This window comes from Psychrobacter sp. AOP7-A1-24 (genome assembly GCF_052376235.1).
Lineage (GTDB): Bacteria > Pseudomonadota > Gammaproteobacteria > Pseudomonadales > Moraxellaceae > Psychrobacter.
Window position 1 is genome coordinate 18,199 of sequence record NZ_JBQSVM010000021.1, and the last position, 24,212, is coordinate 42,410.

Consider the following 24,212-nt stretch of genomic DNA (forward strand, 5'->3'; position numbering starts at 1 on the left):
AAAAGAGTAACCAGTCATGCAAAAGTATCGAGGAACAAAAGACGACATCGTATCAGCTATCAAAGATTTTACTCTCTCAATCGACTCTAGTAACGATTATAGAGGAGATATATCATCGCTTATTCAAATAACGTCCAATCTGAAGCTAGTGAATTTAGATTATTGGGAACGTCTCATTCGTAGTGAACTTGTTGCCAGTCTGCTCTCTGCTACTCGTTCCGAATGGAAGCTTTCGTTTAAACCAAACGCGGAATCAACTTGGTTAGGTATCGTCAATGGAGATGGGCATAAACGAGAAAAAAGTTTACTCGCGTTATCAGGTGGCGCACCAAATGCTTTCTTCTTTGCTTTAGTTGTGCGCAGATTAAATGATTGGGTGCCACAAGTTCGTAAAGCTGCAATTGAGATACTTCCGTCATTATTCAGAAGTACAAAACCTGAATACGTTGCTGAAGTACTATGCGTGCTTCTACTTAATTGGCACTCGTGGGGAAGAGTTGAAGAAGCTGACAATCAAAAGTTTTTAGATATGATTGCCACAGAGGAAATGGCCTTACTGCTTAAATCCCATTTGATAGCATCTACATCAGGACCAATGCCATCATTACTTTCGCAAATTGGTCGCACAGATATTCTCGATAATTATCTCAATGAAATTGCTAGCGAGGCTATTCAACCTTATGTCAGAGCAAAAGCGTATCGTAGCCTATTTGAAAGTCGTATGACGTGGGTTAAAGGACAAGGGTGGCAGTGGATTGATAAGGTATATGGCAAAGGAAAGCTGATACCTATTATTGCTGAAAGGAAAATTAACGTACAACCGCCTTTTCTGGAACTATTAAATGAAGCAGCGGCTGATCGATCTCCTATTGTAAGACAAGTTTCAGCAGAATTTCTTATAAGAAATATTGAGAATCTAGGCATTCAATCTAGGATTTTTGCAGAAAAATTTGCAGCTGACAAATCTTCTAACGTAGCAGAGCAAGGTAAATTTGTTCTAAGAAAACTAGATGAAAAAGCTTTAGACAATAGTATAAGCAATTAATCAAATCAAAAAGGCTAAAAACAATGACAACACTAAATAACAAAGTCGCGATTGTGACCGGTTCATCAAAAGGTATCGGCGCACAGATAGCCATGCTACTAGCAGAATCAGGGGCCAAAACCGTCATTAACTATGCAAACGATGACGCAGCAGCCAATGATGTCGTCAGTCAGATTAAGTCGGCAGGCGGTGAAGCCATCGCTGTGCAAGCAGATGTCAGTGACTCTCAGCAAGTCGCTGCGCTGTTTGACACCACTATCAATGCGTTTGGTAAGCCTGATATCTTAGTGAATAGCGCCGGTATAATGGATAATAAACCCATTGCAGAAACCACCGACGAAGACTTTGACCGTATCTTTGCCGTTAATGCAAAAGGCACATTTAATACACTTCGTGAGGCGGCAACTAAGCTTAATGACGGCGGGCGTATCGTCAACCTATCTAGCACCACGACTCGTATGATGCTACCCACTTATGGTACTTATTGCGCGACTAAAGGCGCAGTCGAGCAGATGACCCGAGTCTTTGCCAAAGAGATTGGCGGGCGAGGAATTACGGTCAACGCTGTGTCACCTGGTCCAACAGATACCGAGCTATTCAATCAAGAAAAATCGGACGAAACCATCGAAAAGCTCGCCAGCATGTCAGCGTTCAACCGTATTGGCGAACCAGTTGATATTGCTCGTGTGGTAGCATTTTTAGTTAGTGAAGAGGCGGCTTGGATCACTGGGCAAAATATCGGCGCTAACGGTGGTGTGGCTTAACCAATCGCTGCTGTAAAATTTGAACACCACACCAATATTATAGAATGAGCCTGTCTTGATGATGGGCTTTTTTCTATCTATTTAACTGATAAATCACCTTTCCGATAAGATTATGGGCCTCTACCCAGCCCATCGCTTCTTCGCTAGTGCTGGCAATACGATTATCGCCTTTTAGACGCAGACGCATGATGTGTCGCTTTTGTGATCGCTTGTCTATGCCTTCGGATACTAGGCTGTATTCTAGCTGAGTTACTCGCTTAATAATATGACCATATTTTGGATGGTTTACTGCGACAATATCGCCCACCTTTAATTTCAATTTATCAGATAATAGACGCTTTAAAGATAGACGAGACAGACATCTATTTGAATCGGTCAATACAGCAGGAGACGGCACTAAATAAGTATGCTGACATAGCAATACAAAAGCACCCGACTCAAGGGTCGGGTGCATGCTGTTACCAATGACTTTCATGACTTTAAATTTCATGTAATCGTGTTTTGAGCTGATATTAAGTATACAACTTAGCCTAGTTTGGGATAAACGGTTTCTACTTTTGGCTCATACGGGCAAACAGCACGGTAGGTTTCTACGCCTTTTGAATCCCAAAATGTTGCCGCAAACTCATTGACCAAATCGACCAATTTTTGTGCGTTGTCCACATCGATATGCTGTTTGGCAGCAGAACCAGCGAGCATGATGTCATGCGCTAGTGTATGGATATTTGGGTACTTTTCTAGCAATGGACCTTTGAAGTAATCACCCCAAATAATACGCACTTCATGTTTGACAGACTCAGCATGTTTTTCTTTATCTGCGACCAAACGTACTAGTTTAGCCTGGTCTGCACGGCTGTCGGTTAATGCCTCAATTTGGTAGCAATAACGTAGTACACTTAACGCAAAAATTTGAGCGGGTGTGCTGTCATAAATACCACAAGGGATATCACAGTGGGCAGAAACTCGGGCAAAAGGTCGAGCACTATCTAGTTTTGTGAGAAGAGTATGGAGCATAATAAACTTCCTTATTGTCTTATCGTTATGAGTGTTATTGTCTTATCGTTATGCGCGTTGCTTATTTCTCATTTTTCTTACTAAATTGACGATATGCAATAAACACAGCAAACGCAACGGCAGCCGCAATAGCACCATAAAATAGCACATGTACAAGCATGGACTCATTAGCCCCATGATCGTGTCCTGGATGAGCCATCGCGCTAGTACTCATAGATAGCAAAGAAAAAACGGCCAGCATAGACGCTAAAACAGTTTGGCCGATATTTTGTTTATTCATAATTTTATCCATAAAATTGAGGATGAGATAAGGAAAGTAAGTTTGCGAAGTTAAACACTATGAATCTCAATACTATAAAGTCAAGCTCAGTAGCGCTTTACAACTGCTGCATAGATTTTGTCCTTCGCAGTTTTCATTATTCATAGATTTAGTCTTTAACTGACAATAGCGTAAAATAGTTTATTTGTAAATGATTATCATTTACAAAATAGAAGATTTTTATGGGTTAAAGCCTTTTATATAATTTGCTCCTCCCCTGTTAACAAAAAATTGTGGCACAAAAAAAAGGACACCTTACGGTATCCTTTTTATCAATCAAACACTTAGTTGTTAAAGATTACTCTTCGACACCAGCATCTTGACCTTTATATTTTGCGTTTGCGTAGTCCCAGTTCACTAGCTTGTCTAGGAACGTGTCAACATAGTCAGGACGACGGTTACGGTAATCTACATAGTAGGCGTGTTCCCATACATCACAAGTCAATACAGCAACTTGGTCATGTGCAAGTGGGGTATCAGCATTAGCCGTTTTGGCGATTGACAGTTTGCCACCGACTTTATCAGCGACTAGCCATGCCCAACCTGAACCAAACTGAGTCAATGCTGCGTTTTTGAACTCTTCACGGAACTTGTCGTAGCTACCGAAGTCTTCTTCGATTTTCGCTTTTAGATCGCCAGTAGGTTCACCGCCGCCGTCTGTTGGCGTCATGCAGTTCCAGTAGAACGTGTGGTTCCATACTTGAGCTGCTTGGTTGAACATACCTTGCTTGCTGTCATCTTTAGCCGTCGCTACGATGATTTCTGGCAATGTTTTGTCTTCTAGGCCAGAACCTGGTAGCAAGTCGTTGAGCTTAGTGACATATGCATTGTGATGCTTGTCATGATGATACTCTAGCGTCTCTGCACTGATATGTGGCTCTAACGCATCTTTTGCATATGGAAGATCTGGTAATTTGATGTTTGACATAATTATTTTATCCTTGCTTATTTAGCCACTCATACTCTCTATTTCTAAAACGAATATCAATGAAGTTAGTATCTCTATAAATAGGTATGCCTAAAAACAGATTTACCTTAAAAAGATGCACATTAAAGACATAAATAGTACTGAGCTAAATTGGCTGAGTTTATTGTTTGAAGTGACTTTTGTCGCTTGATACGCCGTACTGATTAATACAATATCACGTATCATTATGAATCCAAAATTAACCTATCGGTTACTTATTGCTATTATTCTTTGCCCAAAAGCCAAACGTTTGACTTTATAGGCTTTTATTGACTTAATGTTCACAAGCCATAAGATATAATTCACTGTAGCTTGTCGCCTATTATAGCAATAGCAACCAATAATATCAGTTACCAAATGTTATAGCCCGTACAATCTGCATAGCGATTGGTTATTTATTAAGCAGGAATTGCACGCACTCCAAACTCATGCGTTATCATTATTAGTATAACCACTTAAAACGACAAATCATTTATCGATTAGCCTTACAGAAGATAAATAAAACCTACTCGAACAATAGCTCTTCATCATCTTTATATTACGGAATAACTCTATGAGCACCACTGATACCTCGTTAACTGCTGCCCACCCGACAACCGCTAACCAATGGGTGCTGGCCAGTAATAATAAAGGCAAGTTGGCTGAGTTTAAACGGCTATTTGCTGAAGCGAACTTGGACGTGACGATCATCCCGCAAGGTCAGCTCGATATCGAAGACGCCATCGAAGATGGTCTAAGTTTTGTAGAAAATGCCATTATCAAAGCTCGTCATGCGAGCCGTATCAGTGGACTTCCTGCACTTGCTGATGATTCAGGACTGTGCGTGCCTGTACTAGGTAATGCGCCAGGTATCTACTCTGCTCGCTATGCTGGTGAGCACGGTAACGATGATAAAAATAACGCCAGGCTCATCGCTGACTTGCAGCCTATCCGTGCAGCAAAGCCAGATACTCCTGTTAAAGGACTGTTTGTTTGCGTACTGGCGATGGTGCGTCATGCTGATGATCCATTACCAATCATCGCCCAAGGATTATGGCATGGCGAAATCTTGGATTCGCTACATGGTGACGGCGGTTTTGGGTACGATCCATTGTTTTGGTTGCCTGATTTGCAAGCCAGTGCGGCTAGTCTGAGCGCTGCTGATAAAAACAGCATCAGTCATCGTGGTCAGGCAATCCAGCAGTTATTGGCACAGCTACTTTTATAAGTGCTTTATAGCTCTCTATCTATAAGTGCGCTTGATACTCATAATACGCTTAAAACCTTATCGCTGTTTTTTATTCGTTGGCTGATTTATTGGCTATAGATATGGCTGATCTTTTATATAAAGTTAAACCATATAAAGGCAAGCAACATAAAGAAACATGCCATCAAAGAGATAATTTTTACTTTAATAAACAGATAGATTATACTGTTCTACTTTTAAAATTTTGTTGAAATCCGTTATTTGGCTGTATAATGCACCAAAAAGCGTTATTATGCGCTGGATTAACGGTTTATTATCGATATTTGATGGCATGGACAACCTCAATAAGTTCACCTTTCGGTATCAGCGGCAATTGCTACTGACACTGAATTTGAAGTTGTGCGCTATCCCCTATTTAGTTCAACGGCAGCCCGTCGTACATGCCCGTAATTTGAGGCGCGGTCTGTCTATTACCATTTAACCCTAAGTACTATTTCATTAATCAAACGTACTACTTAATCCTAAAGGTGTAATTAACATGGCTACAGATTTACAAGTCACAACCAACAAGCTATCTAATAAAGAAACCCAGCTAACGGTTAAAGTACCCGTTGAAAAAATTCAAAACAAAGTTGAAGGTCGTATTCGCCAAGTTGCGAAAACTGCCAAGATTGACGGTTTCCGTAAAGGTAACGTCCCTATGTCACACATCCGCTCTCAGTACGGTGCTGGCATTCAACAAGAAGTTATCAACGATGTGATCCGTGATACGGTTTTTGAAGCGATCAAATCTGAAGACATCCGCGCTGTTGGCATGCCTAACATCGACGACGTAAAACTTGAAGACGATTTCTTGGTATACCAAGCCACTGTTGAAATCTTCCCAGAAGTAGACGTACAAGGTATCGATGAGATTGAAGTTGAGCGTCACACTGCACAAGTTAGTGAAGAAGACGTTGACACTATGATCGAAAACCTACAAAAGCAACGTGAAGAATTCGTTGAGAAAAAGGGCATGGCTGCGAAAGACAACCAAGTCACTTTTGACTTTGAAGGTTCAATCGACGGCGAAAAATTCGAAGGCGGCTCTAGCGAAGACTTCAAATTGGTTATCGGTAGTAACCAAATGATCCCAGGTTTTGAAACTGGTATCAAAGGCATGAAAGCTGGCGAAGAAAAAATCATTGACGTGACTTTCCCAGAAGACTACCAAGCTGAGAACTTAGCTGGTAAAGAAGCCCAGTTCAAAATCAACGTAAAATTGGTTGAAAGATCTAAGCTACCTGAAATCAATGAAGAGTTCCTAGAGCTATTCGGTGTAAAAGAAGGCGGCGTTGAGAAGTTGAAAGAAGACGTACGCAAAAACATGGAACGCGAAATCAAAAATGCTGCGCGTAGCCAAGTTAAGCAAGCGACTTTTGACGCATTGCTAGAAAAGAACGAGTTTGACGTACCAAACGCGATGCTAGAGCAAGAAATTGAGCGTCAACGCAACATGATGATGCAACGTTTTTCTCAGCAGTTCGGCGCCAATGCTGATAGCTTCGATAAAGACATGCTGCCAAATGAGCTGTTTGAAGAGCAAGCGCTACGTGCTGCCCGTCTTGGTATCATCGTTGCCCGTGTTATCGACACTAAAGGCTTAGAAGTAGATCAAGCGCGTGTAGAAACTTTCATCAAAGAAGCCGCTGAAAACTACGAAGATCCAGCTGAAGTTATCGAATACTACACCAACGATCAACAGCAGCGCGCTAACATTGAGTCAGTTGTACTAGAAGACCAAGTAGTAGATTACTTGATCGAGCAAGGCAAAGTAACTGACAAAGAAGTTAGCTACCAAGACTTGCTAGCCGCTCAGCAACAACAGCAGCAAGCAATGTAATTGATAAGACCGGCTGTCTTTTTAGATATGCTTTAGTCGGTTATCAAAACTAAAATGCGCACCCGATCTTTTAATCGGGGGCGCATTTTTTATGAGTTTCGATAGCTAAAATTAGCCATAACTATCGAATCTACAAATACTTTGTTTGTAGCGTCAAGAATACTTAAACCAACACAGGTGCAAACACAGCGCTCAACCCTAGCAGCACTAGACCACGCTGTAGCCATAAGTTGCCACCTAAACGCTGCTGTAGCTGCTGACCAACCAGCGTACCAACTGCATATAGCGTTAGCATCGTGACCAACATCCCTGCATAAAATCCTAACTGACCGCTCACACCGACATTTGCTGGTACTTCCATCGCATGCGCCATGCCATGAAACACTGCCAAACCACCAAAACCAAACAATGATAATTGCTGAATGCTTGGCGTGCTTGCTGTATGAGTTTGCGCTGAAAATGCCGCCTGTCTGCTTTTTTGACTCATCAGGACCATAGCCAACATCACTATCGACAGTGATATTGCCACTTCAATCAGCCCAGATGATGCAGCAAAGCCAATACCAACAATCAGCACACCAGCCGTACCCAATACCGCACCTAGCGACAACCCTGCTGTCAATGACATCATCCCTAGACGCTGCTTTTGTAGACCATAAAACAACATACCCATACCAACTGCCAAAAACAAATGATCAAGCCCAGTTACTGGATGAATCAGTCCAGCTTGTAATGTTCCTAGAAACGAAGGTGCATGCGATGCGGCGGTGTGAATATGACCTGAATGCGCCTGTGCTAATGACGGCAGCATCAGTGATGTCATCATTACCGTTGATCCAGACACGATGTTACGAGTTGAGAATACTGGTGAGAAATGAGAGCCTTTGGTATGAGGAGCTTTTGTACACTGTGTCATGTGGTTTTTCCTTGTTATTTATATTCTGATGGTAAAAGTTCACCTATTCTCTAAGCAAGCATGCCATGTTCTTTGATAAAGGCGATGATCTCTGCTAGTCCATCACCTGTTTTCATATTGCTAAAAACAAAAGGCTTGTCGCCACGCATTTTTTTCGCATCACGTTCCATCACCTCAAGCGAAGCACCCACCATCGGTGCAAGATCCGTTTTATTAATAATCAACAAATCAGATTTGGTAATCCCAGGTCCACCCTTACGAGGAATTTTATCGCCTGCAGAAACGTCGATGACATATAAGGTCAAATCAGACAGCTCTGGGCTAAACGTCGCCGCTAGGTTATCGCCACCTGATTCGATAATAATCATCTCCAAGCCTTCAAAAGTTGCTTGTAACTCAGCGATGGTTGTTAGATTGATAGAGGCGTCTTCACGAATGGCAGTATGCGGGCAACCGCCAGTCTCTACACCGCGAATACGTTCAGCTGGCATGGCATTATTGCGGGTCAAAAACTGCGAATCTTCTTTGGTATAAATATCATTGGTCACAACTGCCATATTGACTGTATCACGCAGGTTTTGGCACAGCTGTAGGGTCAGAGCTGTTTTGCCACTACCGACTGGTCCACCAATACCAAGGCGTAGGCACGATAAAGAAGACTGGTTTCGACTGTCGCTATCAGTCTGTAACTCTGATGCAGCGTGGGCGTTTTTTGGTTTGATCGGGGTTAGAGACATATTGATTTCCTAAAACAGTTTATATATCAATCAGTATAAATAAATAAGAAGGTATGGCTATGAACGGAACAACCGACTGTATTGCTCCTCATGCATACTCGAAAGGATAGCCAAGTTGGGTAAATTGTTAGAGATATTAAGCCTATCATAGAGGTCTTGGCACAGCTGCTCGTTATGCTGCGTAGCGCTTATAGCCATGTCAGCGAGTGTATCTTTTGAAATAATGACACTCTCAAAAGCTTGTCGTACATCAACACTCAGAGTATCTACTTGAGCGCCCAAATCGTTTTGTAATTGCCATAGAATACGCTGACCTGCCATCTGCCCTAGCGGTACTGTCTTCACAGCAGCGAGCACCATATTCTCTACTTGAGCAAATCCATAGGTGGTCATAGATTGTGCAAGTGGCAGTTGCCAATGTTGAGCAATATGGGCGAAAAGTGGCAAAAACCCATCTTCAAGCACTTCCGTGGGTATACCAAGACTTAATACTTCATTGAGCCAAGAGACCATCGCTTGTGCTAACTGCTGAGATTCCAATACAAACTCTTTGCTTTCTAAGCCAGCATGATAATCATGTGCTAGATTCGCTGCTAGCGCTTCATTTTCTTGATTAAGCGCACACATTATGAGTCCTAACACAGGCAGCTCGTAGCCAACAACTGCTAGCGCTAGATAGTCCTGCATGAAAGTAAGAGTACTGGCTTCATCAAAGACAATGCCTGACTCAATCGCTGACTCTACACCTTGCGAGTAGGTATAGCTACCAATAGGTAGGTTGCTGGAGGCCAGCATCAGTAACTGTCCTAGCTGTCTAGACTGCTCAGGCTGGACACTGGTTTCAGTCATCGCTTAGACTACCTGTAGGTGCGGCATCGTGGCTATGGCCATGGCTGTCATCATGGCTATGACTGTGCGAATGGGCATGGGAATGAGAGTGACTATGCGAATGCCCTTGGCCAGTTTGATAAGCACCCGTTTCAGGCTCAAATGGCACTGATGTAGACTCGGTATGTAGACCAAGGTTTTCTAGCATTTGTGCCAGTACATGATCGTTTTCAAAATATAGCGCATAGCCTGCATCACCTTGATCCAAACTGTGCTCAAACATCAACGGCACATGACGATTACCCAAATGATAAGCGCCTTTCATTAATAGAAAATCATCAGCAGCGGTTACCTTTGTTACGGCTTGTGGCTTAGCGATGACCTGTATCAACTCTCCTGATGCGTTGATAAGAACATCATTGCCTTTTAATACGCCTGTACGAGGAAGGTCAATACCAACCGCCTCCCCTGAAACCGTAACGGCTCTAAAGCGAGAATGCTGACGTGTATCGAAGTCTAACAGTAGATAGTTATCGGATTTGTACTGTTCTGCTATTTGTGTTTTTTGAGTGTCGCTCAGTGTACTTAAACGGGTATTAAATATTTTCATAGATAAAGTGCTCTGCTTACTGTTGCTCAAACTATCGTTTAATAGTATTGATGATAAAAGTACTAGAAAGAAATTCGTGCCACACAAACTAGCTATATGGTTTAAGGCGCGCTCTTTAATATCGCCTGTGTGTATGCGTATCTAAACATTAAAATAAGCATTAGAATAAAAAGTAACGCTGCGCCATGGGCAGTACATCAGCTGGCTCACAGGTAAGCGTCTTACCATCAGCGCGTACTTCATAGGTCTCAGGATTGATGTCCATATCTGGGCAATAGCTGTTGAAACGCATATCGCTTTTACTAATTTTACGAATACCGTGTACTGGTTGAATGACTTTGCTCAATCCAAGCTGCTTATCCACTTTTTTGTCTATCGCAGCTTGCGACATAAAGGTAATGCTGGTTTGGGCAACCGATTTTGGATACGTGGCAAACATTGGACGATAATGCACAGGCTGAGGTGTCGGTATAGAGGCATTGATATCGCCCATTGGTACTGCAGCGATAAGTCCGCCTTTGATGATGCATTCAGGCTTTACCCCAAAAAACTTCGGCGACCATAGCACCATATCCGCCCACTTACCTACTTCGATAGACCCGACCATATCGCTAATACCATGGGTAATGGCAGGATTTATGGTGTATTTTGCGATATAGCGTTTGATACGGAAATTATCGTTATCTGCGCTTTTATCATAGTCCGTCAATGTAATGCACTGCTCTTGATGCTCTTTGTCGGCCGTTGCATCTGGCGCTAGATGCCCGCGTTGGACTTTCATTTTGTGCGCCGTTTGCCACGTACGAATAACAACTTCACCCACTCGTCCCATTGCTTGTGAGTCACTACTCATCATCGATATCGCTCCCAAGTCGTGCAGTATGTCTTCTGCCGCAATGGTTTCTTGGCGAATACGGCTTTCAGCAAACGCCACATCTTCAGCGATGGAAGGACTCAGATGATGACAAACCATCAGCATATCGAGATGCTCATCAATGGTATTGACGGTGTATGGTCTGGTTGGATTGGTTGAAGATGGCAATACATGCGACTCGCCAATTGCTTTTAAAATATCAGGCGCATGGCCGCCACCCGCACCTTCAGTATGAAAAGTATGAATACAACGGTTTTTAAAAGCGCCTAGCGTACTCTCTAGATAGCCACTTTCGTTTAAGGTATCAGTATGAATAGCGACTTGCACATCATAGTCTTCAGCGACGCTCAAACAATTATCAATGGCTTGCGGCGTCGTGCCCCAGTCTTCATGCAGCTTTAATCCTACTGCGCCTGCTTCGATTTGCTCAGCAATCGGCTCTGGCACGCTCACGTTACCTTTACCTAGCAACCCAATATTCATAGGAATGCTGTCGGTCGACTTTAGCATTGAACCAATATGATAAGCCCCTGGCGTACAGGTGGTAGCAAGTGTGCCTTGAGCTGGTCCTGTACCACCACCTAGCATCGTAGTCACACCTGACATAAGCGCGGTCTCACACTGCTGGGGCGCGATAAAGTGAATATGACTATCAACACCACCTGCTGTCAGGATTTTACCTTCACCAGAAATAATTTCAGTAGCGCCGCCGATAGGAATATCGATAGCAGGCTGAATATCAGGATTGCCAGATTTGCCAATAGCACTAATGCGACCGTCTTTGATACCGATATCGGCTTTATAAATACCGGTATAGTCAACGACCAATGCATTGGTAATCACTGTATCAGCAACTTCATCGCCTAGCAGTTGTCCTTGTCCCATACCATCACGAATGACTTTACCACCACCGAACTTAACTTCCTCACCTTTTATCTCAGTGGGTTTACTGCTATTTTCACCGCTTGGTGACATTTCTTTCTGGTCAACAGTAGCATCTTTGTGACTGGTCAAATCTGCCTCAACCTGCAACCAAAGCTCGGTATCGGCGAGGCGGACTTTATCGCCTGTTGTAGGACCAAAATGCTCAGCGTAAATATGTCGACTCACTTTCTTTTGTGATGTTGCTGTAGGGCTCTCATTATCTGTATTGTTTGATGCTGCATCTGAGCTAGTGGCGCCCATAACACGCCCAGCAAAACCGTATACATCTTGCTTGCCAGCATAAGCGACCAACTCTACTTCCCGAGATTGACCAGGCTCAAAACGTACCGCTGTTCCAGAAATAATATTTAGACGAAAGCCTCGAGTTTTCTCTCTCTCAAAGCTTAAAGCATCATTGACTTCATAGAAGTGATAATGCGAGCCGATTTGAATAGGTCGATCGCCAGTATTGCTGACACTGATGGTCTGTACTTGTCGCCCTTGGTTTAAGATAATATCGCCATCTTGGATATGGTATTCGCCTACTTGCATGAGAGCCGCCTTATTTTATAGTGAGCATTTCGGTGCTATAACAATGGTATACAGCGTTATACGATGGGACTATGTACCGTGACCAATTTGGTACCATCAGGAAAAGTCGCTTCGATTTGCACTTCATCTACCATCTCTGCCACACCTTCCATCACGTCATCAGCAGACAAATACGTGGCACCTTCACTCATCAACTCAGCCACTCTTTTGCCATCCCGTGCCCCTTCCATAAGCAGCATACTAATATAAGCAACGGCTTCAGGATAGTTGAGCTTAACACCACGATTTTTACGGCGCTCAGCAACCATTCCAGCCGTAAATAGCATGAGTTTGTCTTTCTCAGTTGGAGTCAAATGCATGACAATTCCTTATTGTATTTATCACTATATTTATAGCAGACTAATTATACTTATAGCAGATTAGAAGTTTTCAAAGCGTTAGATATCGACCAAAAACGTTCGAAGCGTAATCGCAACGCAGCTATTAGCAAATACTATTAGCTAGCACTGTCTTAAGTATCCCAAATACGAGGACGACAAGGCTCAAGCTGCCACCAATGATCGCGCAAGACTTCTCTCAGCTGATAAAAAGCCTCAAAACAGCCGCGTACATCTGAGCCAATGTAACGAATATTAATCGCTTGGCCATTATGAGTACAATAGACAGGCAGTTTGTCCTGTGCAATGCTTTGACGTAGTGCTGCTATCGTATTATCTAGATAGCGAGTCAATGACTGCTTGATAGTTGCTTGGGCAGTTTCGGTTGATTGTGTGGTTTGCGATGCAGACAGCGCAAGGTTTTCCTGAACATCACTCAAACTTGGCACGGCCCAAAACGATCCATAAATATGCTGGTTCGCTAATCCTAAATTTGAGGTAAACCAGCGATTTTTTGCCGACTGTGCCACACGTTCAGCAACGACAACCTTACCCTCTCGGTAGATACTCAAGCCAGTATGGTAACGCCCTTTCAAAAACTGCTCATCATATGCTTGCCGCCCAAACACACTAACTTCCCATGTCAGTAGGCTAGAAGATTTTTTTAAATCAAAGCGATTGACCGCATGCATATTGGCTTCGTTATAGATGATACTCTCTTGCGGTAACCATTCTAAGCGAGTATCTGTTGCCATCACGGCCTGTACGTTTTGACTAGCGTAATCTGCTATCTCACCTTGTTCCATGCTTTGATGCGTATCGTTGTTGTTCGATGATGCCTTATATTTTTGGCTAACGCTGTCTTTGCCATACCACTTACCTGCCCCTGGCGTAGTGATGACAGCATGGCTATCACTATCTAAATTCAGGTCTATGGTCAGCGTATCACCACCCGCGATACCTGCTGGCGGGTACAACATCAGGATATGGCAAATACCTTGCTGACTGCTGGGCTCAGGATACAGAGCACGTTGTACCATCAGTGCACCAGTATGCTTACGATGATAAAGCCGCGTTTTATCAATAGACTCGCCTTGGGTAGTCGTACGTCGAACAGTGTCAAAACTCAGTGCTAAGGAAGAAGCCCAACTCATCTTATATACTCGTCAAATATGATCTAGCGTCTTACGTAACCATCAACGCTTAATCGCTGTAAAATAAGCGCTATCGAAACAAAAACTAGGTTACATAAAGTAAAAATCATTAATACTACTATTTATACAATCATTGTGCCAACTTGTATAAACCTACTAGAGCAAAAAACCAGCCTATATATCTAATACAGTGATTTTGCATTAGTTTTTACTGTGTATGTTCACTGGTGGTAATAGTAGTATCGGTTTTACTATTTTCTGACCCAAACTTGCTGCTAATTCTTTATCGATAGTCAGCTATATTTGCACCAAATCGTAGCATTTTATCGAGAATATGCACCGTTTTTCAGCACGGCTGTTACCCTACATATCATAACTGGAGCTTGTATTGCTTGAACATATCGTGTCCATTGTTAATGGCATACTAAGCACGTTTGATCATGAAATGGAATTAACGTTTCTGTTAACGATGGGCTACTTATACAATCAACTAGCAAGATAGGTAGATTGTCATGCTATTAATCAGGTATTCTATGTTAAAAAGTGAGGTAGCATGAGATCCAAGGCGTCTGTGTCGGGATAAGAAATTGTAGTAATCACCTGACAAAGGGATATTTAAGCCAGTACTTATTTCTCTTAAATATTTTTGATTAGAAAGTTATTTTTCAGCTCATACAGAAAAATATAAAAACAGAGTATGCTCACTTTTTCGTCTATTTTATGCACAAACCAATTGTATAGGCTTGAATAGTGAGCGCAGCCCCCTTATAAACAACCCATTAGTCAAAAACTACTAGACAACAAAATCATTTAATCCATTTTATTTTTTACATTTATCGATAGGACTTTTCTATGACAGATTATGATCGCATCACTACCAACCCGCATTTTGACATGCTGATGAGTGCGCACAAAGAAGTACAAACCACACAAGCTGCATTAGTACCTATGGTGGTTGAACAGTCCTCACGCGGTGAACGCTCGTTTGATATTTTTTCACGTCTATTACGTGAGCGCGTTATCTTTTTGACTGGTCAGGTCGAAGACAACATGGCGAACCTTATCGTCGCACAGTTACTATTCTTAGAAGCTGAAAACCCTGACAAAGATATCCATTTATATATCAACTCACCAGGTGGTTCAGTAAGTGCTGGCTTGGCTATTTTTGACACCATGAACTTCATCAAGCCTGAAGTATCTACTATTTGTATGGGCGGTGCTTATAGCATGGGTTCATTCCTGTTGGCTGCTGGTCAAAAGGGCAAGCGCTATTCACTTGCTAACGCTCGTGTCATGATTCACCAGCCTTCAGGCGGTGCGCAAGGTCAGGCAACTGATATCGAAATTAATGCTCGTGAAATCCTTAAAACTCGTGCACGTCTGAATAGCATCTTAGCTGAGCGTACTGGTCAACCAGTAGAAAAAATCGAAAAAGACGTTGAGCGTGATTATTGGTTAGATGCACAAGAAGCCAAAGAATACGGTTTAGTCGACGAAGTATTAGAGCGTCGCCCTGAATCTTTGTAATCTCAGCATTAGTGTGACGCATCTCAATTGAGAGCAAGACCATCAGACCTTTTATAGTTTATTTGCTATACGGCAACTCACAACCAATGTCATATCTATTGTTTTGCAGGGTATGACACTGATAGAGCAATCGATATACTGCAAATAAACTAACCAGTTTTAAATTTTAGGAGCGCCTTTTATGGCAGAAGATAATACCCCGCAGTGTTCGTTTTGCGGTAAAGCCAAAAGCGATGTACAGCAACTGATTGCTGCTGACGATGCCAATATCTGTAATGAATGTATCGAGCTATGTACTGATTTAATCGCAGATAGCGCAGAGCACGATGATGACGATAGCGAAGTTGATACTTCCTGGGTTAATAAAAAACTACCAACGCCAAAAGAGTTGCGTGCCAAGCTTGATGACTATGTCATCGGTCAGGACGCCGCCAAAAAAGCATTGGCTGTTGCTGTCTATAACCATTATAAACGCCTAAAAGTTAGCCAGACACTAGCTCACGATAGCAAAAAAGCTAAAATCGGCGCTGATGATGCGATGGTTGAATTGGCTAAGAGTAATATCTTGCTGATTGGCCCAACTGGCTCTGGTAAAACATTGCTAGCGCAAACCTTAGCACGTCTGCTTGATGTCCCTTTTGCAATGGCTGATGCTACTACCTTGACCGAAGCTGGTTATGTTGGTGAAGATGTTGAAAACATCGTACAAAAGCTACTCCAAGCTTCTGATTATGATGTGGCCAAAGCTGAGCAAGGTATCATCTATATTGATGAAATCGACAAAATCAGCAAGAAAGGCGACAATCCATCTATCACCCGTGATGTATCAGGTGAAGGCGTACAACAAGCGCTACTAAAGCTAATCGAAGGTACTGTTGCTGCTATCCCGCCGCACGGTGGACGTAAGCATCCACAGCAAGAGCTTATCCAAGTTGATACCAGCAACATCCTAATTATCGTTGGTGGTGCATTTGCGGGTCTTGATAGCGTCATTCAGCAGCGTACTGAGAAAGGTGGTATTGGTTTTAACGCTGATGTCAGCTCAAAAGACGACAGCCGTCGTAGCTCAGACTTGCTACAGCAGGTTGAGCCAGAAGATTTAATCAAGTTTGGTCTAATCCCTGAGCTAATCGGTCGTCTGCCTGTACTTGCGGCTTTACAGGAGCTGGATGAGGAAGCCTTGGTACAGATTCTGACTGAACCAAAGAACGCACTGGTAAAACAGTACAAGTACTTATTTGACATGGAAGGTGCTGAGATTAGCTTTACTCAGGAAGCACTAGATGCCATCGCCAAAAAAGCAATGGAACGTAAAACGGGTGCTCGTGGTCTACGTTCTATCGTAGAAAATGCGCTGCTTGAAACTATGTATGAACTACCTTCTATGGAAAATGCTAAAACTGTGATGGTTGATGCAGATGTTATCAATGAAGGTAAAGTACCTAAAATTGCTTAATGTATCGTTCAATTAGTAATTCATTATATATAAATGGTTATTAATTTAAAAAAAAGCGTCTAGCAAACTCTGCTCAGACGCTTTTTTTGGGCGTGTTTTAGCCCACTGTAAGATATGACTTTCTCACTCTCTTTTCAGTCACTAAGGCAGTTTCATATCACCAGCGACTAACCAGCCCATACGGCGCATGATGTAAGCCACTAACCCTGCAATCACCGCAGGCAAAACGAACATCAACAGAATAATCGCCGTCCATAGCTGACTAGTACTCATAATCTCTTGTGATGCCTCAATCACCCCAAATACACCAACCAAACCAGCCGTACCCATGCCTGCTCCTGTTGCCGTGCAAGCCAAGCCAAACCCAACAGTCGCGATAGGCCCAACGATAGCACTGGCAATCACAGCTGGTAATAAAACGATAGGCTTTTTGAGCACATTAGGGATTTGTAGCATACTGGTACCTAAGCCTTGAGAGACGACACCACTAACACCATTGTCTTTAAAACTTGCAACGGCAAAGCCAACCATATGTGCCGCGCAGCCAACCACAGCTGCCCCACCCGCGACACCGCCAAGCCCAATAGCGATACAAATAGCTGCGCTAGAAGTAGGCAGAGTTAATAAAATACCAACCACGACTGCAATGACAATGCCCATTAATAATGGCTGAAGTTCCGTAGCCGCCTGAATACCTTGACCGATAGCAGCGACAGCATCAACGATAGGTGGATTCAATAGCGCACAGACAGCCAATGCAACTGCACATACCAATAACGGAACCAATAAAATATCAAGCTTGGTCCTTCCTGCCACCCAACTACCCGCACGATAAGCAAACACAGAGGTCAGATAGGCGCCTATCGGATTACCAGGCAACGCTACAAACGTTGCAGGTCCACCCACTTGTGGCGTAAATAACGTACCTGCCATTAGCGCTTCAGAATGAGCACCAAGCATACCTGCCACGAGACAGCTGAGCATCACTAGTGTTGGCGCTTTGAGATAATAAGCGATACCTACCCCAATACCAGCACCCATTAATATCGAGGCAAGTTTCCCGACCGCGACCAATGCTGGCAAATCTAACCAGCCACCGATTTGTGAAATAATGAGACCCGCAATCAACGTGACAAATAGCCCTAAAGCCATCCCAGTGAACGCATCGATAAAGTATTTTTGAAAGAACGCTTTAATGATGCCTGCTTGCGGTGTTGCTGAGTTAGATACTGTCATAACCATACTCTTAATGAACGTTTAATAGCATAAAACCGTCGAAAAGCTTTTGATAAAATACAGAGATAAAAAAAGCGTCATTACGACGCTTTTTTAATAAATATAATAACTGTAAACGACTTAATCTAGCGACGCTGTTCAACGATAATAGAGTCTATACCATTATTTTGTAGACGTTGCTGCGCCGTTGTCACTGCTTGACGGTTATTCAAAGGACGCGAGATGACTTGATAGATTGGTAAGCCATTACCCGTCGTGTTCTTGACCACCCTAGCATCAACACCCGCCATCAGTACTTGTGCACGCCGACGATCCGCTTCATCTGCATCACTAAAACTATTAATCTGTAAAATATAGGTCGCTGCAGGTGTGGCAGCTTGGACATTTGCCTCACCTGACCCTGCATTGTTGTTACGAGTCGTAGCGTTGTTAGTACTGGTAGTTGGCGTACCATCATAAGTGGCATTTTCTTCAACAACAACGATATCCCCACCAGACCCAGTATTGCTACCACTAGCTGGTTCGACAGTCGCACCTTCCGAAGTGTCTAAACTGCCCGTATTTTCTGTACTGGCTGTATCGCTCTCTGGTTGAGTCACAACAACGTCTGGTTCAAACGCGTCGATACCGTCTATTTGATTATTCTCAATATCAGCAATATCTTCATCAGGAATGGTTGCCATTTCCTGATTTGGCAAAATATCGTAGAACTCATAATCGCCATTATCGGTATCAGTATCCACACGTGGCTGTACTTGACGATCAGGATCGTTCTCAGCGCTACCATCAGCAGGACTGAAGTTAAATAATGGTGAGAGGTAGATAAACACCCCGATCATAAGGGTCAATACTGCCCCAACAAACATCCACAATAAGCCTGATACGCTACTTGATTTGCGCTTTTCTGTTGCGCCTTTAGGTTTTTTGGCTAGCATGGATCTCGTTCTCCCTACTGGATTTAACTATCATCAAATTAATGCTATCAGCTGCCTATATTTATTTCACATGTTAGAAATTTTTCTATACGAACAATAGCTTTCTACATGTAAAAAAAACACTACATACTAGACGGTGCAGACAAGCCTAGTAGACTAAGACCATTCACTAACACCTGTCTGACGGCTTTGGATAAGCGCAGACGTGCTTGCATTAAGTCTAGCTCATCTTGACTTGGCGTTTCACCTGACGTCAGGCTCATTGGCAAGATGCGGTTGGTGTCATACCAACCATGGAACAATGCCGCTAGTTCTTTTAGGTAGTTGGTCAAAACATGCGGCTCGTAACCAGTTGCTGCGCGGAGTAACGTCGCTGGATAGCCTGCTAACAGTTTGATTAGCTCGTCTTCATTTGGCGCACTCAGCAAGTCTTGATGTGCCAAACCAACGGCATCATCTACGGTCAAATCATAAGTTGCCAGTTTTTCTAACACACGGCAAACACGCGCATGAGCATATTGAATATAATATACCTGATTGTCTTTGCTTTGTGATTTGGCAAGTTCTAAGTCAAAATCAACATGTACTTCAGGCTTGCGCGCCACATAGTAGAATCGTGCAGCATCATTACCGACTTCTGCACGTAACTCACGCAAGGTCACAAACTGACCTGAGCGTGAAGACATTTGTACTTTTTCACTACCGCGCCACAACGCGACAAACTGCACGAGCACCACATCTAGACGCTCGGCATCGATACCAAGAGCCAATAGAGCGGCTTTTACGCGTGGGACATAACCATGGTGGTCTGCGCCCCAAACGTTAATGACTTTGTCAAAGCCGCGATCGAACTTGTTTTTATGATAAGCGATGTCAGAGGCAAAATACGTCGATTGACCATTGGCACGGCGTACAACACGGTCCTTTTCATCGCCGAAATCGGTCGATTTAAACCATATGTTGCCGTCTTTTTCGTATAGATAGCCTTTGTCATCTAGTATCTGTAGTACAGGTTCAATCTCGCTATCGATAGATCTTTCGCTAAACCAACACTCGTAGCTCACACCAAAGTCGTTTAAGTCGTCTTTGATATCCGCCAAAATGCTGCTTAGTGCTGCATTTAGAAATAGTGTATAGCTCTCACCTAGCAAAGTTTTACTATTGGCAATCAAGCCATCAATATGCGCTTCTTTATCACCTGAGATAACGGTTTTTTCGCCATCAGCATTGATCTCAAACTGAGCATCTTCTGGCACGTCTTTGGCAACATCTGCAAAGCTATGTACGTAACTATCACCATGTTGTGTTTTTAGCGTCTGGGCGATGTCACTGACATAGTCACCTTGATAGGCGTTGACAGGAAAAGTCACTTGCTCGCCATTGGCTTCTAAATAACGCAAATAAGTACTGGTTGCTAAGATGTCCATTTGACGACCAGCATCATTGACATAATACTCACGCGTGACGTCATAGCCGATGGCTTCTAGCAAGTTAGCGACGCTCATACCAAACGCAGCACCACGACCGTGACCGACGTGCAGACTTGACGTTGGATTGGCAGAGACGAATTCAACTTGGACTTTTTGACCGTCGAACTGATTGTTCAAACCAAAGCGATCTTGCAATGTGAAAATATCGTCCAATACAGAAAATTTAGCTTCCGAATTTAAGAATACATTGATAAACCCTGGGCCTGCGATTTCTACTTGGCGGATATCTTGATTATCAGGCAATGCGCTGACAATTTTTTCAGCAAGTTGACGTGGATTGGCTTTGGCCGCTTTCGCTGCCGTTAGCGCGATATTACTGGCAAAATCACCATGACTTAAATCTTTCGTACGGGTAATTTGACTGTTGTTTTGCCAATCGCTTGGTAGCGTACCTTCTGCTTGTAGGGTTTGAATGGCATCATTAAAGAGGGATGCAAGCGTATCAATTTGGGTTTGTGACATAGGAATTTGAACTCAATTAAATAAACAACAAAAACAGTGCGAATGCGAGCAATCGATAACTGCTTATTATAATAGCGATCGACATTGCAGGGATCGAATAATGTAAAAAGATAAGTAACCTGTAAATATAACAATCTTTGCGCTTTATTGCACCATTTGCGCTAAAATTAGCACTAAAATCTTACCGTTATCTTGATTTAGGCTGACTAATATCAATGATGCAAAGCTGATAAATAACTCATAACGTGAATTGTAGCGTTACTGTTGCTCGATACTGGACAGTCGTTTATACCTGACTGCTTCCACGTTATAATAATGGTTTGTACGGCTCTTCTAAAATATAGAAGACGCATTACTACTCTATTATAGGATTACGCCATGTTTGCTATTGCCGCCAGTACTGTCACCAGTTGGGGATTGTACGTCTTATTGCCAATATTCATCGCTTTCTTGTTTTTTATTATGTGGGATATCTCTAAAACGTCTGAAGCTGGTCGTGCTGGTACTTTTTGGATATTTCTAGCCCTAGGCGCAGGTTCTGTTGGTTTTATCCTTAAGATAGTAATGGAAGTCGCTTTCAAAAAATGGTTAATCTAATTAGCCATTCTCAACGTTTATCTTATGGCACAGCTTGCGACATAAATAGAAAGGTCAAAGGCTATATAGCTTATGACTGCTGTGCTTTATAAGGTGTTAGGCTTTTGAGTCAAAGTCATTTGAATCACAGTCTTTTGGATCAAAAAAGCTATCGATTCTTAGCATCATTTTTTATAACCTGACTCACATAAGTTGGTAGGTCCCACGCTCCACCAGCAAAACCTCGGCACATGCCTGTACTTGACTCTTCGCTCTTAGCAAATGTCTCACCATTCCATGTCCATGCAGTACGGTTCCAGCAGTCACCGAGGCCTCGGTCTTTGTGAGTGGCCGAAATCTCACCATCAAAATAATCATTCCCTGCTGTCGTGATCAGCGTAGGCTTGCTAGGTTCTGTATCATCAATGAGCCAATAGCCATTACTAGAGTTGTAAGCGCCTAACCAGCAAGTATGCGCGGCTAACGTATAGCTATCATCAACTGGTATAAAGTCCCAACCAAGCATCGTAGAGCCATACTCTGACATACGCTGATATGTTTCAGTCTTTGGGTTAATCAGCTCACAGTCGCCCATTACGTCCTTATAACCTATAAGCTGCTCGGCATTAATATCAACCCACTTATCAATATTCTTTTGAAAATAGGCCAGCTTTGATGGAGCGAGTGTTTTGTTGTCTTCTGCTGAATACGTAAATCCTTTTTGAATGATTGGTTTTGGCAAAGCTGCTCTAGGATGTTGACGATTTTGGTTATTCTTACTGACCAATGCTATCGACGTCCCTACCCGACCTTGCACATCTTCTAGTTTTAGCAGTACTGCCGACATACCTTTATCGCTGATCTGCCATCGATTGTCTCCTGCTCTAATCTCTATCTTAGTCGCGATACGAGCATGGTCAAGCAGTGCTTGGGTCTGTTTGGCTGACAAATCATATAATAGACTGTCTTCTTTGTTGGATTGCAGCACACCATAGCTTTTATTGTTCAGCCAAAGCTCAACACGCTTAAGGTCGTCTAGCGGCACCTCTGATATAAACTGAATTTGCGTTTTTGGCAGAGCTACTTTTGGTAATGCTGTAAACAAGATTGAGGCAGGCTCATCTATTAGCGCTTCACTTGCGTATCCAGCAGCTCGACAAGTCCGCGTATTATCACAAACCACTTGCCAGTCGTCTTGTACAAAGCCCCAGCCCTCGGATACAGTCCCATAACCTGCCATAGCAGGTAGCGATAGTAAGCTGATAGTAGCTACGATCAAAGTCTTTGATGTACTCATAATGCTTTCCTTATGTTAGCTACCACTATCAATGTTACTTTTTCGCAATCAAAGTCGCACGCATGGGAGCAGGATATCCTTCGACGGTCTTGGTCGAATCATTAGGATCTAAGAAATCTGCTAGCGAGTGATAAGTCATCCATTCGGTTTGTCGTTGTTCCTCGGTCGAGGTGACTGCTACATCGACGCAGCGTACATCTGAGAGCCCTGCTTTCTCTAACCAACCAATTAATGCCGCCACCGATGGTAAGAAATAGACGTTATTCATCTGCGCGTAGCGGTCATGTGGCACCAGTACGGTATTGGCATCACCTTCAATCACCAAGGTTTCTAGTACCAATTCACCACCTTTAACTAACTGCCCTTTGAGCTGTTGTAAATGCTCAAACGGTGACTGGCGATGGTACAGCACTCCCATGCTAAATACGGTATCAAACAGCTGACTATGCTCAGGTAATGCTTCAAGCGGTACAGGAGTATAATGCGCTTTATAAGCATCTGCTGTACCAACGAAATGACGAATCGCCATAAACTGATGGTAGAACAAGCATGACGGATCAACGATAATAACGGTATCCGCTCCTGCTCCTGCCATGCGCCAGCCGTGATAACCAGAGCCTCCGCCCACATCCAATACGCGGCGACCATCTAATCGACTTAAATGCGGCGCAACACGTTTCCATTTCCAGTCGCTATGCCACTCGGTATCAATCTTAATACCTGACTCATCATCGCCGATTTGTCCGCCAATCTGAAATGGTCCTTTGCGCCATGGCATCAGCTGCTTTAGCAGTGCTGTTGTTTGTTTGTGCTGAGATTCATTTAGGTTTGCTTCAATTGTCAATGTGTCGCTATTTAGATCGACGTTATTGACAGCTAAGTTTGGCAAACGAGCGACTGACGCTTGGTAAGCAGGCGCGTGCGCATAGTTAGCTTTGTTTTTTATATCACCTAGCCACGTTGGTAATTGTTTAAGCCATTCATAAGCGTTCGGCTGCTGCTGTGCCAACTCTAATAAGGTTAGATATAGTTCACGTTCGGCGTTGATGATAGTGTCGTTGAGCATAAAAGCAGATTACCGTAT

General features: G+C 43.1%; 23 protein-coding genes. 7 read left to right on the top strand and 16 right to left on the bottom strand.

The features are described from left to right. Positions 1-16: 16 nt before the first annotated feature. Together ACT3QQ_RS08690 and ACT3QQ_RS08695 are read left to right on the top strand one after the other, a co-directional pair. Entirely contained in the window at positions 17-1,045 is a 1,029-nt protein-coding gene (locus tag ACT3QQ_RS08690) for a hypothetical protein (RefSeq protein WP_444527691.1), read from the top strand. 23 nt (positions 1,046-1,068) lie between these two features. Next, positions 1,069-1,809, top strand: a complete 741-nt coding sequence (locus ACT3QQ_RS08695; protein ID WP_444527692.1) for an SDR family oxidoreductase — start codon at positions 1,069-1,071, stop codon at positions 1,807-1,809. A 73-nt stretch (positions 1,810-1,882) separates the two neighbouring features. Here ACT3QQ_RS08695 and ACT3QQ_RS08700 read toward each other — a convergent pair whose 3' ends face one another. The 4 genes from ACT3QQ_RS08700 to ACT3QQ_RS08715 form a co-directional block, all read right to left on the bottom strand. Further along, a complete protein-coding gene (locus tag ACT3QQ_RS08700) occupies positions 1,883-2,299 on the bottom strand; it encodes a S26 family signal peptidase (RefSeq protein WP_444527693.1) in 417 nt (138 codons plus the stop codon). A gap of 35 nt (positions 2,300-2,334) precedes the next feature. Further along, on the bottom strand, positions 2,335-2,823 hold the full coding sequence (gene sodN, locus ACT3QQ_RS08705) for a superoxide dismutase, Ni (RefSeq protein WP_444527694.1): 489 nt from the start codon (positions 2,821-2,823) through the stop codon (positions 2,335-2,337). A 61-nt stretch (positions 2,824-2,884) separates the two neighbouring features. Further along, a complete protein-coding gene (locus ACT3QQ_RS08710; RefSeq protein WP_444527695.1) occupies positions 2,885-3,103 on the bottom strand; it encodes a hypothetical protein in 219 nt (72 codons plus the stop codon). A gap of 337 nt (positions 3,104-3,440) precedes the next feature. After that, a complete protein-coding gene (locus ACT3QQ_RS08715; RefSeq protein WP_444527696.1) occupies positions 3,441-4,070 on the bottom strand; it encodes a superoxide dismutase in 630 nt (209 codons plus the stop codon). A 592-nt stretch (positions 4,071-4,662) separates the two neighbouring features. Here ACT3QQ_RS08715 and rdgB point away from each other — a divergent pair. After that, positions 4,663-5,316 (top strand): RdgB/HAM1 family non-canonical purine NTP pyrophosphatase, encoded by a 654-nt coding sequence (gene rdgB, locus ACT3QQ_RS08720; RefSeq protein ID WP_444527697.1) that lies wholly within the window; start codon positions 4,663-4,665, stop codon positions 5,314-5,316. A gap of 517 nt (positions 5,317-5,833) precedes the next feature. Continuing rightward, positions 5,834-7,177 carry a trigger factor gene (gene tig, locus ACT3QQ_RS08725; RefSeq protein ID WP_444527698.1) on the top strand — a complete coding sequence of 448 codons (1,344 nt, stop codon included), beginning with the start codon at positions 5,834-5,836 and terminating at the stop codon, positions 7,175-7,177. Between the two features lie 163 nt (positions 7,178-7,340). On the opposite strand, the gene ACT3QQ_RS08730 is transcribed toward tig, so the two are convergent. From ACT3QQ_RS08730 to ACT3QQ_RS08760, 7 genes are all read right to left on the bottom strand, one after another. Further along, complete coding sequence (locus tag ACT3QQ_RS08730) at positions 7,341-8,093, bottom strand: HupE/UreJ family protein (RefSeq protein WP_444527699.1); 753 nt, start codon at positions 8,091-8,093, stop codon at positions 7,341-7,343. A 50-nt stretch (positions 8,094-8,143) separates the two neighbouring features. After that, a complete protein-coding gene (ureG, locus tag ACT3QQ_RS08735; protein WP_444527700.1) occupies positions 8,144-8,830 on the bottom strand; it encodes an urease accessory protein UreG in 687 nt (228 codons plus the stop codon). Positions 8,831-8,887: 57 nt separating this feature from the next. After that, positions 8,888-9,679 carry an urease accessory protein UreF gene (locus tag ACT3QQ_RS08740; RefSeq protein WP_444527701.1) on the bottom strand — a complete coding sequence of 264 codons (792 nt, stop codon included), beginning with the start codon at positions 9,677-9,679 and terminating at the stop codon, positions 8,888-8,890. Beyond that, a complete protein-coding gene (gene ureE / locus ACT3QQ_RS08745) occupies positions 9,672-10,268 on the bottom strand; it encodes an urease accessory protein UreE (protein WP_444527702.1) in 597 nt (198 codons plus the stop codon). The genes ACT3QQ_RS08740 and ureE overlap by 8 nt, the downstream gene beginning before the upstream one ends. 160 nt (positions 10,269-10,428) lie before the next feature. Continuing rightward, positions 10,429-12,618 carry an urease subunit alpha gene (ureC, locus tag ACT3QQ_RS08750; RefSeq protein WP_444527703.1) on the bottom strand — a complete coding sequence of 730 codons (2,190 nt, stop codon included), beginning with the start codon at positions 12,616-12,618 and terminating at the stop codon, positions 10,429-10,431. A 56-nt stretch (positions 12,619-12,674) separates the two neighbouring features. After that, a complete protein-coding gene (gene ureA / locus ACT3QQ_RS08755) occupies positions 12,675-12,977 on the bottom strand; it encodes an urease subunit gamma (RefSeq protein WP_444527704.1) in 303 nt (100 codons plus the stop codon). 152 nt (positions 12,978-13,129) lie between these two features. Further along, positions 13,130-14,149 carry an urease accessory protein UreD gene (locus ACT3QQ_RS08760; protein WP_444527705.1) on the bottom strand — a complete coding sequence of 340 codons (1,020 nt, stop codon included), beginning with the start codon at positions 14,147-14,149 and terminating at the stop codon, positions 13,130-13,132. A gap of 900 nt (positions 14,150-15,049) precedes the next feature. Here ACT3QQ_RS08760 and clpP point away from each other — a divergent pair. Then, on the top strand, positions 15,050-15,676 hold the full coding sequence (clpP, locus tag ACT3QQ_RS08765) for an ATP-dependent Clp endopeptidase proteolytic subunit ClpP (protein ID WP_197411852.1): 627 nt from the start codon (positions 15,050-15,052) through the stop codon (positions 15,674-15,676). Positions 15,677-15,857: 181 nt separating this feature from the next. Further along, entirely contained in the window at positions 15,858-17,132 is a 1,275-nt protein-coding gene (gene clpX / locus ACT3QQ_RS08770; protein ID WP_444527706.1) for an ATP-dependent protease ATP-binding subunit ClpX, read from the top strand. Between the two features lie 141 nt (positions 17,133-17,273). Here clpX and ACT3QQ_RS08775 read toward each other — a convergent pair whose 3' ends face one another. From ACT3QQ_RS08775 to argS, 3 genes are all read right to left on the bottom strand, one after another. Further along, positions 17,274-18,368: a PTS transporter subunit IIC gene (locus tag ACT3QQ_RS08775; RefSeq protein ID WP_444527707.1), complete on the bottom strand. Its 1,095-nt coding sequence runs from the start codon at positions 18,366-18,368 to the stop codon at positions 17,274-17,276. A 125-nt stretch (positions 18,369-18,493) separates the two neighbouring features. After that, positions 18,494-19,303 (bottom strand): SPOR domain-containing protein, encoded by an 810-nt coding sequence (locus ACT3QQ_RS08780; protein ID WP_444527708.1) that lies wholly within the window; start codon positions 19,301-19,303, stop codon positions 18,494-18,496. A gap of 122 nt (positions 19,304-19,425) precedes the next feature. After that, positions 19,426-21,255 (bottom strand): arginine--tRNA ligase, encoded by a 1,830-nt coding sequence (gene argS, locus ACT3QQ_RS08785; RefSeq protein ID WP_444527709.1) that lies wholly within the window; start codon positions 21,253-21,255, stop codon positions 19,426-19,428. A gap of 378 nt (positions 21,256-21,633) precedes the next feature. On the opposite strand from argS, the gene ACT3QQ_RS08790 reads away from it, so the two are divergent. Next, positions 21,634-21,852 carry a DUF2788 domain-containing protein gene (locus tag ACT3QQ_RS08790; protein WP_101205310.1) on the top strand — a complete coding sequence of 73 codons (219 nt, stop codon included), beginning with the start codon at positions 21,634-21,636 and terminating at the stop codon, positions 21,850-21,852. Positions 21,853-22,000: 148 nt separating this feature from the next. Here the strand turns inward: ACT3QQ_RS08790 and ACT3QQ_RS08795 are convergent, their stop codons facing one another. Beyond that, positions 22,001-23,128, bottom strand: a complete 1,128-nt coding sequence (locus ACT3QQ_RS08795) for a DUF1176 domain-containing protein (protein ID WP_444527710.1) — start codon at positions 23,126-23,128, stop codon at positions 22,001-22,003. A gap of 34 nt (positions 23,129-23,162) precedes the next feature. Continuing rightward, on the bottom strand, positions 23,163-24,194 hold the full coding sequence (gene cmoB / locus ACT3QQ_RS08800) for a tRNA 5-methoxyuridine(34)/uridine 5-oxyacetic acid(34) synthase CmoB (RefSeq protein ID WP_444527711.1): 1,032 nt from the start codon (positions 24,192-24,194) through the stop codon (positions 23,163-23,165). Between the last annotated feature and the right edge of the window lie 18 nt (positions 24,195-24,212).

Coding starts and splice junctions, on each gene's coding strand:
- ACT3QQ_RS08690 (WP_444527691.1), top strand. CDS start 17: ATGCAAAAGTATCGAGGAACAAAAGACGACATCGTATCAGCTATCAAA.
- ACT3QQ_RS08695 (WP_444527692.1), top strand. CDS start 1,069: ATGACAACACTAAATAACAAAGTCGCGATTGTGACCGGTTCATCAAAA.
- ACT3QQ_RS08700 (WP_444527693.1), bottom strand. CDS start 2,299: ATGAAATTTAAAGTCATGAAAGTCATTGGTAACAGCATGCACCCGACC.
- sodN (WP_444527694.1), bottom strand. CDS start 2,823: ATGCTCCATACTCTTCTCACAAAACTAGATAGTGCTCGACCTTTTGCC.
- ACT3QQ_RS08710 (WP_444527695.1), bottom strand. CDS start 3,103: ATGAATAAACAAAATATCGGCCAAACTGTTTTAGCGTCTATGCTGGCC.
- ACT3QQ_RS08715 (WP_444527696.1), bottom strand. CDS start 4,070: ATGTCAAACATCAAATTACCAGATCTTCCATATGCAAAAGATGCGTTA.
- rdgB (WP_444527697.1), top strand. CDS start 4,663: ATGAGCACCACTGATACCTCGTTAACTGCTGCCCACCCGACAACCGCT.
- tig (WP_444527698.1), top strand. CDS start 5,834: ATGGCTACAGATTTACAAGTCACAACCAACAAGCTATCTAATAAAGAA.
- ACT3QQ_RS08730 (WP_444527699.1), bottom strand. CDS start 8,093: ATGACACAGTGTACAAAAGCTCCTCATACCAAAGGCTCTCATTTCTCA.
- ureG (WP_444527700.1), bottom strand. CDS start 8,830: ATGTCTCTAACCCCGATCAAACCAAAAAACGCCCACGCTGCATCAGAG.
- ACT3QQ_RS08740 (WP_444527701.1), bottom strand. CDS start 9,679: ATGACTGAAACCAGTGTCCAGCCTGAGCAGTCTAGACAGCTAGGACAG.
- ureE (WP_444527702.1), bottom strand. CDS start 10,268: ATGAAAATATTTAATACCCGTTTAAGTACACTGAGCGACACTCAAAAA.
- ureC (WP_444527703.1), bottom strand. CDS start 12,618: ATGCAAGTAGGCGAATACCATATCCAAGATGGCGATATTATCTTAAAC.
- ureA (WP_444527704.1), bottom strand. CDS start 12,977: ATGCATTTGACTCCAACTGAGAAAGACAAACTCATGCTATTTACGGCT.
- ACT3QQ_RS08760 (WP_444527705.1), bottom strand. CDS start 14,149: ATGAGTTGGGCTTCTTCCTTAGCACTGAGTTTTGACACTGTTCGACGT.
- clpP (WP_197411852.1), top strand. CDS start 15,050: ATGAGTGCGCACAAAGAAGTACAAACCACACAAGCTGCATTAGTACCT.
- clpX (WP_444527706.1), top strand. CDS start 15,858: ATGGCAGAAGATAATACCCCGCAGTGTTCGTTTTGCGGTAAAGCCAAA.
- ACT3QQ_RS08775 (WP_444527707.1), bottom strand. CDS start 18,368: ATGACAGTATCTAACTCAGCAACACCGCAAGCAGGCATCATTAAAGCG.
- ACT3QQ_RS08780 (WP_444527708.1), bottom strand. CDS start 19,303: ATGCTAGCCAAAAAACCTAAAGGCGCAACAGAAAAGCGCAAATCAAGT.
- argS (WP_444527709.1), bottom strand. CDS start 21,255: ATGTCACAAACCCAAATTGATACGCTTGCATCCCTCTTTAATGATGCC.
- ACT3QQ_RS08790 (WP_101205310.1), top strand. CDS start 21,634: ATGTTTGCTATTGCCGCCAGTACTGTCACCAGTTGGGGATTGTACGTC.
- ACT3QQ_RS08795 (WP_444527710.1), bottom strand. CDS start 23,128: ATGAGTACATCAAAGACTTTGATCGTAGCTACTATCAGCTTACTATCG.
- cmoB (WP_444527711.1), bottom strand. CDS start 24,194: ATGCTCAACGACACTATCATCAACGCCGAACGTGAACTATATCTAACC.